This is a genomic window from Flavobacterium chuncheonense, from assembly GCF_042686145.1.
GTDB classification, from domain to species: Bacteria; Bacteroidota; Bacteroidia; order Flavobacteriales; family Flavobacteriaceae; genus Flavobacterium; species Flavobacterium chuncheonense.
Genome location: NZ_JBHUPC010000012.1, coordinates 545,632 through 559,442 on the forward strand (window position 1 = coordinate 545,632; position 13,811 = coordinate 559,442).

Annotated in this window: 10 protein-coding genes; 4 read left to right on the forward strand and 6 right to left on the reverse strand. The window is 32.8% G+C overall.

Annotated features, from left to right (window positions below):
• Positions 1 to 105 precede the first annotated feature (105 nt).
• The 5 genes from ACFS5J_RS06510 to ACFS5J_RS06530 form a co-directional block, all read right to left on the reverse strand.
• Positions 106 to 1,983, reverse strand: coding sequence for a putative porin (locus ACFS5J_RS06510; RefSeq protein ID WP_379811251.1), 1,878 nt, complete (start codon positions 1,981 to 1,983; stop codon positions 106 to 108).
• Positions 1,984 to 2,141: 158 nt separating this feature from the next.
• On the reverse strand, positions 2,142 to 2,972 hold the full coding sequence (locus ACFS5J_RS06515) for a hypothetical protein (RefSeq protein WP_379811252.1): 831 nt from the start codon (positions 2,970 to 2,972) through the stop codon (positions 2,142 to 2,144).
• A gap of 11 nt (positions 2,973 to 2,983) precedes the next feature.
• Positions 2,984 to 4,393 (reverse strand): RagB/SusD family nutrient uptake outer membrane protein, encoded by a 1,410-nt coding sequence (locus ACFS5J_RS06520; RefSeq protein ID WP_379811253.1) that lies wholly within the window; start codon positions 4,391 to 4,393, stop codon positions 2,984 to 2,986.
• An 11-nt stretch (positions 4,394 to 4,404) separates the two neighbouring features.
• Positions 4,405 to 7,353, reverse strand: a complete 2,949-nt coding sequence (locus tag ACFS5J_RS06525; RefSeq protein WP_379811254.1) for a SusC/RagA family TonB-linked outer membrane protein — start codon at positions 7,351 to 7,353, stop codon at positions 4,405 to 4,407.
• A gap of 168 nt (positions 7,354 to 7,521) precedes the next feature.
• Entirely contained in the window at positions 7,522 to 9,408 is a 1,887-nt protein-coding gene (locus tag ACFS5J_RS06530; protein ID WP_379811255.1) for a S8 family serine peptidase, read from the reverse strand.
• A 117-nt stretch (positions 9,409 to 9,525) separates the two neighbouring features.
• Here ACFS5J_RS06530 and ACFS5J_RS06535 point away from each other — a divergent pair, with 117 nt between their 5' ends.
• A complete protein-coding gene (locus tag ACFS5J_RS06535) occupies positions 9,526 to 10,185 on the forward strand; it encodes a ribonuclease HII (protein ID WP_379811256.1) in 660 nt (219 codons plus the stop codon).
• Positions 10,186 to 10,189: 4 nt separating this feature from the next.
• Here ACFS5J_RS06535 and lipB read toward each other — a convergent pair whose 3' ends face one another.
• Positions 10,190 to 10,894 (reverse strand): lipoyl(octanoyl) transferase LipB, encoded by a 705-nt coding sequence (gene lipB / locus ACFS5J_RS06540; RefSeq protein WP_379811257.1) that lies wholly within the window; start codon positions 10,892 to 10,894, stop codon positions 10,190 to 10,192.
• Positions 10,895 to 11,101: 207 nt separating this feature from the next.
• Here lipB and lysS point away from each other — a divergent pair, with 207 nt between their 5' ends.
• The 3 genes from lysS (at position 11,102) to ACFS5J_RS06555 (ending at position 13,793) form a co-directional block, all read left to right on the forward strand.
• A complete protein-coding gene (gene lysS, locus ACFS5J_RS06545; protein WP_379811258.1) occupies positions 11,102 to 12,799 on the forward strand; it encodes a lysine--tRNA ligase in 1,698 nt (565 codons plus the stop codon).
• A 175-nt stretch (positions 12,800 to 12,974) separates the two neighbouring features.
• On the forward strand, positions 12,975 to 13,379 hold the full coding sequence (locus ACFS5J_RS06550) for a Spy/CpxP family protein refolding chaperone (RefSeq protein ID WP_379811260.1): 405 nt from the start codon (positions 12,975 to 12,977) through the stop codon (positions 13,377 to 13,379).
• A gap of 81 nt (positions 13,380 to 13,460) precedes the next feature.
• Positions 13,461 to 13,793, forward strand: coding sequence for a hypothetical protein (locus tag ACFS5J_RS06555; protein WP_379811262.1), 333 nt, complete (start codon positions 13,461 to 13,463; stop codon positions 13,791 to 13,793).
• Positions 13,794 to 13,811: the final 18 nt, after the last annotated feature.

Genomic DNA, 13,811 nt, shown 5'->3' on the forward strand with positions numbered 1-13,811 from the left:
ATACAAAGGTATTTTATATCAAGTAGCTTTCCAAATAGTATCCAGATTAACTCGTTAACCCATAGAGTAATCTTAAAAATGTATTCAAAAAAGCAACAAAAAAATCTATTTAAAGAAATTCCAGACCACTCCAAAACGGACAATAAAATCACGATAAGGATAATTTGGGGCAGCATAAAAATCATAACCCGTCCATGAAGAATTGAAATGTTCTGCTTTAAGAAAAAGACGAATCTGTTTCACTTTTGCATTTACGAAAAAATCAAGCATAGGAAAATCACCAATTTGCTGTTGGTTTTGCACATAAAATTCCCCTAATAAAGGATTATAATCATTTGCGAAGTATTTCGTAAAGTAATTAAAGGTAATACCCGTTTGCAAAAACATAGCTTTCTTGAAAACATGCTCTGAAAAATACAACGTATTACGTGTAACAAGTTCTGGTACATTTAAAACATTATTGTCCTGCGTTACGTTTTGGTATAAAATGGTGTTATCTAAAGCGAATTTACCAACACGAAACTCCTTACTCGCTTTTATAGCCAAATAATTGATAGTTTTATCATACTGAAAAGGCTTAACCGTAAGCATAGTAATATCTTCGGTAAAATTATAAAAATACAAATAGTCGTCCAATGTTGTATATTTAAATTCTAAATTTAAAAGCCTCGTATTGGCTACAACTTGGAATTCATTGCGCTTTTCATTTTTAAAATTATTATACCAATTGTAATCTATATAACTACTTTGATATAACGTATAATTTAAACTTGGAAGGCTATTTATTTTTTGATACTTGAATTCGAAATTATAATCTTCATTAATTGCGTACTTTGCAGACAATTCAATATTAGAAATCGACTGATCGGTAATAGCATTTGACACTAATAAATTAGCTCGAAGTTTACCAATATTATAGGTATAATTTCCTCCCAAAGAAGTTATTCTATCATTAATAGCATTTGGAACAGCAATATCGCCAACATTATTATAAACAACGCTATTGTAAAAATAATTATACGTATTATTCTCAGCAAAAAACTTCAAATCACCATAACTTTTTGTGGAGAAACTTACACCAAGTTTATTATACAAATGGTTATAACGGGTTTTATTATTAATTGAATTTGAATTTGCAACACCTAAACGCTCACTAATTGTAGGTTGTGTAAATTCAAAGAATTTATATTCGTGATTGAATTGATGAAAGACAATTAAATTATTACTACTGTTTTTGTTTAATTTAAAAGAATGATCAACAAAAAAACGATTCCCCTTTAACAATGATTCTGCATCACGAAAATACACCTCTAAACGATCACGTTCAGTGTAAGGATCTTCACTCAATTCAAACAAGTCAACATCTTGAATACCCCCATTTTCTTGATTCGATATATCCTGCCCCGTAAAATGAGCATTTAAAATATAACGCTTATCCTTTGTAAAATAGCTTGATGTAAACCTAAAATTTCCAGAACTAGAAATATTATTAATATACTTTCCTATTGAACGCAATCCTTTATAAGCAATAGAAAAATTAAGATTAGGTTTGGTATTTACAGTCAAAAAAGCATCTAGTGATTGTCCTTGCTCCATTACGGTTTTAAAATACAAATCGGACAATGGAGTAGGAACGTTATAATAGCTAATGTCATTCGACTCTAAATAATTAAAATGCTTCGCTTTAAAACCCATCTGCGGAAAAGCTGTCGCTTTAGTCCAACTAAAATCCAAAGTATTATATGTTTGCCCCTCATTGGCAAAAGCAATCAATCCAAAATTATCTTTCCTTAAATAATTATATTTATATTCTTTTTGAATCGTTAGAGTAGTATCTACATAAGTTGTATCCCGATCTAAACTATATATTTTATAAAGTCTGTAAGATGGCTTCTCCTTGCCATTAACATCTCGTGTCCCTTTAAAAACTCTTGTAGTATCCTTTTGATCAAAAGTTGTTCCTAAATTACTATTTGTTTTCAAAGTCCTTTTTTGGGCGTTAAGCACAGAAACCAAAAACAACAAAAAGAATATGTATAAATTTCTCATTACAAATTTTAAAAAGCAAATGTAATGAGAAATTGTAGAATAAAAAAAACCCCGCAAAAGCGGGGTCTTAATATTAACAAGATTGTATCAAATTATGGGTTTGGTACAAAAGTAGTAACAACAGTAAATGGTGAAGAAAACAACGCTTGTGTTAATTCAACAACAATCTGTCCTGATACCGCGTCATAAGAACCTGTACCACCTGTTGCCCATGAATCAGCACCAATAACTTCTACTGTATTGTCACAGTTGATAATTAAAGTTCCTGCATAAGGAAACTGTCCTGCATAAGAAGAATCACCAGTAGCCCAAGCAACAAAGTTAGGTCCCCAAGCAGATGCAATGGTAAATGTATTTTCAAGACCTGAAACAGGAATAAAATTTACTTGAAATGATGGTGCACTTTCACCAAAAGCAAAAGGAAAACCTGTAAAACTGTTAGGGAAATTTTCAATTAAACAAGATCTAAACAATTCTACTGTGTAAATATTGTCATCTTGTAAAATAGAACCACCATCAATTTGAGTCAACTTCAACTTAACAAAAACACTTCCCTCTGCTGGCATATCGTCATAAAGGGCAATCATTTTTATTTCTCCTAAAAAAGAATTTGCAGGGATAACCAATGAAGCTTGATCAATTGTATACTGAGAAGGATCTGCATACACAATATCATCTGTTAAATCATCATCTGCTAAAATTTCAATTTGGAATGATCTGTCAGCAGTTGAACTAGTAGTAACCCCAACTTGTATTAATTTTTGAGAGCCATTAGTATCATCTTCCTTAACTGGAAATTTGCTACTCACACCGTCAGTATAATATGCTAACGTTTCACCATTATAAATTTCAGGATCCGCATCGCTACATGAAGTCAAAAGACTCAAGTTAGCGAAAAGCAATAAAGCTATAATTTTTTTCATATCTATTTTTTTTAATAAATTGGATTTTGAACTAATAAATCATTAGCAAAAAGTGCTGCTGAAGGTATAGGTAAAGTAAATCTATAATCACCAGCATCTAAATCTTCAGCAAAAGTGTTTAACTCAACATCTGAAGGTAATCTGTCAACACCTCTATTGAAACGCTTTAAGTCAAAAAATCTGTGTCCTTCAAAAGCCAACTCTTTTCTACGTTCTAATAAAATCTTATTTATTGCATCATTTTGATCTGTAAAAGTCAAATTAGGTAATGCTCCTGCATCTAATCTTCTACTTGCTCTTAAAGCATTGATAGCAGTTTCAGCAGCTGTAAAATTAGGAGTAGCCTTCAAAGCATGAGCTTCAGCATTAATTAAATACATTTCAGCAACTCTGAACAATTTAATATCAGCTAAACCATAATTAGAAGATGGACCAATATATTTTCCAACTTGTAAATCTTGTAATGTAGATTCATTCAAATCAATCAAACTGAAAAATCTAATATCATTTTGTTGGAATGTAGAAAATAAACCATTAGAAACATTAAAGAATACGTCTCCATTAGCATCTTTAAAAATTCTACCTATTTGACCATTACCTTGTACTCTTTTTAATTTAAAGATAATTTCTGCATCACTTGCATCAGACCAAATATCAATATAATCAGTTGGAGTAGCAGCAAGAGGCACTGCATTCATAACCTCTTGTGAATAAGCAATAGCAGCATCATAATCTTTAGTATATAAAGCCAAACGCGCTAAAATAGCTTTAACAGCTGTAGGCGTAACTTTAGTAACATCATTATCATTTCCATAAGTATTGAAAATATCTAAAGCTGTCATTAAATCAGACTTAACAAAACTAACAACCTCACCAACTGTATTTCTAGCTAACATATCAAGTACAAATACTTCAGTTGCAATTGGAGTAGCTAATGCATTTGGATTATCATAAGATGTAGCAAAAAAACGCATTAGATCAAAATGAGCCATAGCTCTAATTGTCAACAATTCACCTCTATATTGCTCTCTTAAAGCAGCATCCTCAGGTGATGCAACTTCAAAATTATCCATACGTTCTAAAACCACATTGGCTCTATTGATAGTTGAGTATAAACCACTGTAATAAGAAGCAGGTTCATCAGTTCCATCATTGATAGACCATGTATGAACTTGAACTCCTTGTCCTCTATTCGTAGAAGGCTTTCTACACTCATCTGTAAAATATGATGACCAAGCTACAAAACTTTGCCCTCCAACTCCTGCATATGCACCATTCATAGCGCGACTTAAATCATCAATGTTAGTAATTGCATTACCATCAATAATTTCATCTGCAGCGTCTATTTCATAAGCATCCGTACATGAATAAGTTCCGAATGCTAATAAAATAACTGGTAATAATAAATTCTTAATTTTCATAGTTTCTTTTATTAAAATTTAACATCAACTCCAAAAGTGAAAATCTTTGGTGTTGGATACTCATATTGTGCGATATTATTATCGTCCTCTGGGTCAAAACCAGTAAACTTAGTCCAAGTTGCTAAATTTTGAGCTTGAGCATAAACTCTTAAACCATCTATATACTTAATAGAGTCTGTAAATTTCTTTGGTAATGTATATCCAACTTGAACATTTCTGAATCTGATATAAGAAGCATCTTCAATGTCTTTAGATGAAAATTCTCTATTATACTGAAAACTTTGAACTTCAGTGATATCTCCAGGATTTTGCCACATTGTTAACATTTCTGTAGAAACATTATATTGTGCAAAATTTGGATTTTCTTGGAAGAAAGTTTGATTATTATATCTAAAATATTCAGCTGCAAAAGTGAATAATGTAGAGAAATCAAAACCTTTGTAGTTGAATCTATGACCGAATCCACCTGTGTAAACTGGCTCATAAGTTCCCCAAGTTGCAGTAGAGTTAGCTTCAGAATAAACATTAGTTACATTTCCGTCTAAGTCATAATACAAAGGTTGACCGTTAGCAGGGTTTACTCCTGCCCAACCTACAGCATAGTGAGATCCGAATGGTAATCCTGTTTTCACGATTGCTGTTCCTTGCTCAAATTCGTTTACTTGTCCTAAAGACTCAATTCTGTTTTTATTATAGTTTGCATTTCCATATAAACTAAATGAAACATTTTTATTTTTTACGATAAAACCTTCGATAGATAAATCAACTCCTTTATTACTCATTTCACCAGCATTAACTAACAATCCACCGTATCCACTTTCAAGAGGAGGAGTTTGATTGATAAATAAATCTGCAGTTCTATTATCATAAAACTCTACACTACCATTAATCCAATTATTGAACAAAACAAAATCCAATCCAATATTAGCCTTTTTACCAGTCTCCCATTGTAAATCTTGATTAGGAATAGAAGATTGCGCAATACCTTGTGCTCCACCATATCCAGAACCTCCCCATGTAGCATACTGTTGGAAGTTACCAATTCCATTTTGATTACCAGTTGTACCATAACTAGCTCTTAAACGCAATTCATTTACCCATGACACACCTTCCATGAAAGATTCTTTATGAATATTCCAGTTAGCACCAACTGACCAGAAAGTAGCCCATTTATTACCTTCAGCAAATCTATTTGAAGCGTCTCTTCTCAATGATAAATCTAATTTGAAACGATCATCATAACCATACTTAGCAATACCAAAATAAGAGAACAATCCAGATTCAGAATCCGCTCCACCTACAACAGGAATCAATCCATTTGCATTAGTACCCGGCGTAATACCAGCTGGATACCCAACTAACGCTGGATTAATACCGTATCCTGTAAATGAACCTGATTTACCATGAGTCTTAATATACTCCATATAAGCACCAAACTCAAAATCATGTTTTTCAGCAAAAGTTTTTGCATAAACTAAACGTGAAGTTGTAATAAATCTTCCTAAATAAGAATTTGTCTGACTGTAAAGACCCTGATTACCAGGAGTCACAGTAGAACCATATTGTGTTTTAGGATCTTGTGCTCTTACAAAATAATCATTTGTATAATCCAAACCAAAATCAACACGAGCCTTTAAATTTTTCGCTACCATTGACTCTGCAAATAAACCTCCAATAATTTTTACTTGATTATTATATCTTTGGTTTTCAACTAAATTCTCATAAGCGTTTGCTCCAATTTTACCACCACCAGTTGCATAATTACCATTCTCATCATAAACAGTATCATAAGGAGATGCCAAATATGCAGCCGCATAAGGATTTTGTAAAGTAACTGAATTCTCACTATCTAATAAATTTTGCTTTGCATAATTCATAGAAATATTATAACCAACAGAAGTTTTATCAGAAACCTTACTATCTAAGTTTGCTCTAAAAGTAAATCTTTGTAAGTTCGATCTTTCAGCAATACCTTCCTGATCAAAATATGATAATGAATTATAGAAACGCGTTTTTTCATTTCCACCATTTACACTTAATTCGTGAGAAACTGTTTTTCCAGTTCTAAAGAAAACATCAGACCAATCTGTATTTGTTTGAGCCAATTCAGCTATTTCAGCATCCGTCATACCAACTCCTCTACCATTCCCAACTAAACGTTGAAAATTTAACAATTGATATGAATTCATCATTTTAAAATTAGGATCACCTACTTCAGAAAAACCAACCTGAGATTTATATCTAAATTGAGCTTCTTGATTAAATTTACCATTTTTAGATGTAATTACAATTACACCCGCTGATGCTCTAGAACCATATAAAGAAGTTGCAGAAGCATCTTTCAACACAGAAACACTTGCAAAATCACTTGGATTCATAGCAGAAAAATCTCCAGCTGAAATCGGCACACCATCTAAAATATACAACGGCTCATTTGCTCCAGTAATAGAAGCAGTACCTCTAATTCTAACTTTTGCAGCAGCACCAGGCTGACCAGAACCAACTTGAACAGTTACCCCAGGAGCTTGACCTTGTAAAATTTGATCAAAAGAACCTAACGGCACATTTTCAATAGTTTTAGCATCTACAACAGAAATAGCCCCTGTAATCTTCTCTTTTTTCTCAGAGAAATAACTACTTACTACCACTACTTCATCACCTGTCAAGATATCTTCTTTCATAACCACATCGATTACATTAGAAGTACCAACTTGCACTGATGATGGCTTCATACCTGTGTAAGTAATTTCCAAAACATCACCTTGTTTTGCATTGATAGAATACCTTCCATCAAAATCAGTAGTAACTCCATTTGTGGTTCCTTTTACCACAACGTTAGCTCCCGCTAACGGCCCTAAAGCATCAGATACTACACCCGTAACAGTCTTCTGTTGTGCAAAAGAAAACTGCATTGTAAACGCTACCAAAAGCGTAAAAATCCATTTAAACTTTGATCTCATGTTAATTTAATTTGAGTTAGTTAATGTGCAAACTTGATAATTTTTTTTTAAAAAAGCAAGAAAAATACACATTATCGTTTATCCAATGATAATATTTTTTTTTACAAAACTGTAGTATTTCTAACACATCAGAACACTACAGTTTTATAAAGCAATTCTTTTATAAAATTATTTCTTAATTATTCTTTTAACATCTCTTTCTCCATTTTCACCCTTCATTTCTACCATATAAATACCTGAATTCAATTCCGATAAATCAACCTGGTGAGTTCCAACCGTATCAGCCATATCAACAAACTTAACCAATCTACCTTGACTATCAAAAACACTCAACTCCTTAACAACAACCTTAGCCCCCTCTACAGTGACATTCAAAATATCGTTTACTGGATTAGGATAAACACTGAATACATTTGAAAAACTATTAGAACTCAATGTTTGGTTGACTCCTGAAACTACTAAAGAAAAATTTTGATTTCCTCCTTGCAATGTTCCTTTATGAGTCACGATAACATCATAAGTTCCACTTGGTAAATCAACATCAATAGACTCTACATTATCATAAGGATTATCAGCTTTTATAGCACCTGCTTGAATAAAAAATGAGTTCAAAACCCAAGGCATCGTAACATTATTATTCTGCACAACTCTTACATCTAAATCATTAACCAACCTCGAGGTAGGATCATCAACTGTTCCATTACTTACTGGTCCAGCAGGGTCAGTCCACACTACCGTAACTCTTAATGGAGAAACACCATCAGAAGTAATGGATTTGGTATAGGTTTGACCATTAGCCAAATTCAACTCTTCAATAATTGAACCTCCAGAATTTTTTGTACCAATTATTTGAGTAGCTCTTTTCGCATTAATTAAACCCCACCCAAACTTATAATCAGGACCTGGAGTTGCACCAGCTTCATCCGCCGAGTTAATCATTACTGCCTTCAAAGTAGCAGCTTTCATATAAGATGCATACAACTGATTATAATATTGCTGATACAAAGTTAATGTAGCAGCAACCGCAGGAGCTGCCATTGATGTCCCTTGCATTGAATCATAACTAGTATCGGTATCCGAAACTGTAGAAAAAACAGAAACTCCTTTAGCAGAAATATCTGGCTTTATTCTATAATCATCTGTAGGCCCCCAACTACTAAAACTACTCATATTAACAGACGATGGACCTGTATAATTACTCACTTGAGCAACCGCAGCAACTACAACTGGATTTTTTGAATTTTTATTTCCAACCAACAAATCTCTTCCACCTTTAGTATCAGCAGATGAACCTCTATCATTTCCTGCAGAAATAACAGCCTGATAGTATGGCGCATTAAAATGCATTTGATCCCAAACACTAGACTCATTAATGTAAGCTCCTAAATAATATACTGGAGCATTTTCAGCAGGTATACCATACGAATGGTTAGACACTAATAATCCTTGCCCAATTTGATTAACAACTTCTGGCTCATCATTATCAAAAGTATTTCCCCAAATTTGTGCTTGATACGCCAAACCTTTTGAATTCGCATTGTTTACACCTGAACTTATTATAGTACCAGCAACATGAGTCCCATGCCTAGTCCCTCCATTAGACACAAAGAAAGTTTCTCCATCTTTATAGGTAATCCTACCTGCCAACTCCACATGACTACCTCTAATAGGACCGCCGTCCCACACACCAACAATCATGTTTTGCCCATTCAAGTTCAAACCCTCACTTCCTCCATAATTAATTGTATTAACTCTAGCTGTTAAAGCAGAACCAACATTGTCAGTTTTAACATATATAGGTGTATCACCTTCAAAATACTTTAAATTATAATAACTCCCTGCTTCATCTACATAACTCTCCCTAACCCCTAAACGTGCCATCTTTTCAATGTTGTCTTTTTGATTTGCATCATTTTGAGCTATTAATTCCTTCTCCAAAACATTCAAATGCTCCAAATCATAATTTGAAACAATCTTCGCTCTCTCCTCAGGTGTTTGCGAAAAAGCAATTCCTGTGGTTAATAACGAAATTGCCAAAATAATTTTATTTTTCATTTTTTTATTGTATTTTCTACAAATCTATAAATAATTAGCACATTTGAAAAAACAATTAACAATAAAAGAGACACTTACATTAAAAAAAAACATTATATTTTTGTCAAAAAAAGCACAATGCTAAATAAATCTTACAGTAATTGCATTTTAGAATGCGGAACAGATGAAGCTGGCAGGGGCTGTTTAGCAGGACCTGTAACAGCTGCCGCAATTATACTTCCTGAAGATTTTTACAACAAAAGGTTAAACGACTCAAAGCAACTTTCAGAAAGAAATAGAGAAAAACTAAAACCTACAATTGAAGAGTCAGCATTATCTTTTGCCGTTACTCATATATATAATGAAGAAATTGATGAAATCAATATTCTTAACGCCTCTATGAAAGCAATGCAAGAAAGCATACTTAAATTAACTCCATTACCTGAATATATAATTGTTGATGGCAACCGACCCATTTTTTCAAAACTTGGCATTAAAAACACTTTTGGAAAAATATTTACTCCTGAAGAAATTGATTTACTAAAAAACATACCCAATACTAGCATAATAAAGGGAGATGCTAAATATTTAAGTATTGCTGCGGCATCCGTTTTAGCAAAAACATATAGAGATGAATACATGAACATAATTCATGATGAATACCCAATGTACAATTGGAAAAAAAACAAAGGCTACCCTACAAACGAACATAGAGAAGCCATAAAAAAATACGGCATTACCAAATACCACCGCAAAAGTTTTCGATTACTCCCCGAACAATTAACACTCGAGTTTTAAAAACTTAAACCATCTCTGCTTCAAAAAGACTTGCAAAGTGTTTAACAATTTTTTCTTTTACTTCAGCCTCATCAATTGGTCGACCAAGCTCAACATGTAAAGATGTCACCCCTTTACCTCGAATTCCACAAGGTATAATATTATCAAAATATCCTAAATCCGCATTAACATTCAAAGCAAATCCATGCATAGTCACCCAACGACTTGCCCTCACACCCATTGCACAAATTTTCCTAGCAAAAGGAGTCCCTACATCAAGCCAAACACCGGTTTCCCCTTCACTTCGGGTTGAAGCAACACCATATTCTCCTAATGTTAAAATAATAGCTTCTTCTAAAAATCGTAAATACTTATGAATATCAGTAAAGAAGTTCTCCAAGTCTAAAATAGGATAACCTACAATCTGACCTGGTCCATGATATGTTATATCGCCTCCTCTATTAATTTTATAAAATGTCGCCCCTTTGTCTTCTAATTGCTTTTCAGAAAGCAACAAATTAGAAAAATCCCCACTCTTACCTAAAGTATACACATGTGGATGCTCAACATATAAAAAATAATTTGGCGTTAACTCATTTAATTCTTCACGCCTATTCTTAATTTTTAAATCTACAATCCCTTTAAACAATTCCTCTTGGTAATCCCAAGTATCTTTATAATCTTTAGCACCAAGGTCTTGTAATTGAACTTTTTTATTTTGGAAATCCACTATTTTGATTTTAAAAATTGAAAAGCAAAGATACGAATAGTTTACCAACCGAACCCGTAATCATTTTTATACAGATGTTAAAAAAGATATAATTATCAAACGCTATTCACAGTCTAAAATCATCTAGAAAACTAGATTAACTAACAAAAAAAGGAACTTTGAACTTGAAACAAAATAATTTATCTTTGCAGGCTTAAAAATAAAATTATGCAACTTTCAGAACAAGAAATCATCAGAAGAGAAAAATTGAGCAAGTTGAGAGAACTTGGCATCAATCCTTATCCCGCAAATTTGTTTCCAGTTAACCATACTTCGAAACAAATAAAGGAAACTTTTGAAGAAGGAAAGAACGTTATTGTTGCTGGTCGTTTAATGAGTAATCGCGACCAAGGAAAAGCTTGTTTTGCAGAAATTCAAGATAGTGAAGGAAAAATTCAAGCGTATTTCAATCGTGATGTAATTTGCGAAGGAGACGACAAAACACTTTATAATCAAGTTTTTAAAAAACTAACTGATTTAGGTGACTTTATAGGAATCGAAGGAGAATTATTCACCACACAAGTTGGTGCTAAATGTATCCGCGTAAAAAACTTTACTTTTTTAAGTAAAACATTACGCCCATTACCACTTCCAAAAACAGATGAGGAAGGAAACGTATTTGACGCATTCAACGATCCAGAATTACGCTACAGAATGCGTTATGTCGACTTAGTTGTAAACCCACAAGTAAAAGAAGTTTTCGTAAAACGCACAAAATTATTTGCCGCTATGCGTACTTTCTTTAACCAAGCTGGTTACATGGAAGTTGAAACTCCAGTTTTACAATCTATCCCTGGTGGTGCTGCAGCACGTCCCTTCATCACACATCACAATAGTTTAGACATTCCATTATATATGAGAATTGCCAATGAATTATACTTAAAAAGATTAATTGTTGGTGGTTTTGACGGAGTTTATGAATTTTCTAAAAACTTCCGTAATGAAGGTATGGACAGAACCCATAATCCAGAGTTTACTGCTATGGAAATTTACGTTTCATACAAGGACTACAACTGGATGATGGAGTTCACAGAAAACCTACTAGAATACTGCGCTTTACAAGTAAACGGCACTACTGAGGCTATTTTTGGCGACCATAAAGTAAACTTCAAAGCACCATATGCACGTGTAACCATGACTGATGCTATTAAGCAGTTCACAGGTTTCGACATTACAGGTAAATCAGAAGAAGAGTTACGTGAAGCTGCAAAATCTATGGGTATCGAAGTTGACGATACTATGGGTAAAGGAAAATTAATTGATGAAATTTTTGGTGAAAAATGTGAAGGAAACTTTATCCAACCAACTTTCATTACTGACTATCCAAAAGAAATGTCTCCATTATGTAAAGAACACCGTGATAATCCAGATTTAACAGAGCGTTTCGAATTGATGGTATGTGGTAAAGAAATTGCTAATGCTTATTCTGAATTAAACGACCCAATTGATCAACGTGAACGTTTTGAAGCACAAATGGCTTTAGCTGCAAAAGGAGATGATGAAGCTAATGGTATAATCGATGAAGATTTCTTACGCGCTTTAGAATACGGTATGCCTCCAACATCTGGCTTAGGTATCGGAATGGATCGTTTAATCATGTTTTTAACCAACAATCCTTCTATTCAAGAGGTTTTATTCTTCCCGCAAATGCGTCCAGAGAAAAAAGGTCCTGAATTAACAGAAGACGAAAAACATATCATCGAGTTATTAAAAGCAAACGAAGGAATTGCTATTGGAGACTTAAAAACACTTTCTGCATTAAGCGGTAAAAAATGGGATGCTGCAAGTAAAGGTGTAACCAAACACGGCTTAATGAAAATAAAAGTAGATGGCGATAATAAAATTGCTGAGTATTTAGGAAAATAAATATTTCTACTTCAATAAAAAAGGGAAAGCAAATGCTTTCCCTTTTTTATTGACTTTTTTATAAAACGTTATTTTTACAGATCGAGTACTTATGTTACATAAAAAACACTAAATTGCAAATTCAATTAAACCTTTATTTAAAATAACATTCTTACTTATAAACAAAATTATAAATATGAAAAAATTAATTGCAATTGCATTATTTGTTATCAGTTTTACAAGTTTTGCACAACAAGGCAATCGTTTGTCACCAGAACAGCAAACCGATTTACAAGTTAAAAAAATGACCCTTGAATTGAACTTAAACAGTAAACAACAAAACAAGATTAAACCAATTCTTTTAGAAAACAATAAAGAAAAAGAAGAGCGGTACCAAAAAATACAGCAAAGCAGAAAAAGTGGAGAACGATTATCTACAGATGAGCGTTATAAAATGAAAGATGAAATGCTTGACAGCAGAATAGAAGTTAAAGAAAAACTAAGTAAGGTTTTAACTCCTGAGCAATTAGCAAAATGGGAAGAATCGCAAAGACAAAATAGTGCCCCTAGAGGTATGAATCGTAAAAATCAAACAAACTAAGGTTTCATTTTTATAAAATAATTTGGTAAAACTATTTTTTTGGTTTAGTTTTGGACAAACCGAAAATATAAACTTTTAAATATGAAAAGATTAATCGCAATTATCGCTTTGTTTTTTGCTTTTACAATAACAGCTTCAGCTCAAGATAGTAAAAGTGTAGAAAAAACTTCGCAAACTGTCGCTAAAGAAATTGGAAAATTTCTAAATTTAGACACAAACACTACCAATCAACTTTATGAAGTTTTACTTGACAAGAATACAAAATTAAGTAATACTCCTCATGAAATGGCGTATCAAGAAACACTAATTGTTACGACTAGAAAAATCAACAAAGATTTTTCTGAGATTTTAGGAGACGATATGTTTCAAAAGCTTAAAAACAATACAGCGCTTTACGAAAAAGCAATTAAATAATAAAAAAACCCGCTTAAG

Bases quoted from the DNA above. Each gene is read 5' to 3' on its own strand.
- ACFS5J_RS06515 (WP_379811252.1), bottom strand. From the start codon at position 2,972: ATGAAAAAAATTATAGCTTTATTGCTTTTCGCTAACTTGAGTCTTTTG.
- ACFS5J_RS06520 (WP_379811253.1), bottom strand. From the start codon at position 4,393: ATGAAAATTAAGAATTTATTATTACCAGTTATTTTATTAGCATTCGGA.
- ACFS5J_RS06525 (WP_379811254.1), bottom strand. From the start codon at position 7,353: ATGAGATCAAAGTTTAAATGGATTTTTACGCTTTTGGTAGCGTTTACA.
- ACFS5J_RS06530 (WP_379811255.1), bottom strand. From the start codon at position 9,408: ATGAAAAATAAAATTATTTTGGCAATTTCGTTATTAACCACAGGAATT.
- ACFS5J_RS06535 (WP_379811256.1), top strand. From the start codon at position 9,526: ATGCTAAATAAATCTTACAGTAATTGCATTTTAGAATGCGGAACAGAT.
- lysS (WP_379811258.1), top strand. From the start codon at position 11,102: ATGCAACTTTCAGAACAAGAAATCATCAGAAGAGAAAAATTGAGCAAG.
- ACFS5J_RS06550 (WP_379811260.1), top strand. From the start codon at position 12,975: ATGAAAAAATTAATTGCAATTGCATTATTTGTTATCAGTTTTACAAGT.
- ACFS5J_RS06555 (WP_379811262.1), top strand. From the start codon at position 13,461: ATGAAAAGATTAATCGCAATTATCGCTTTGTTTTTTGCTTTTACAATA.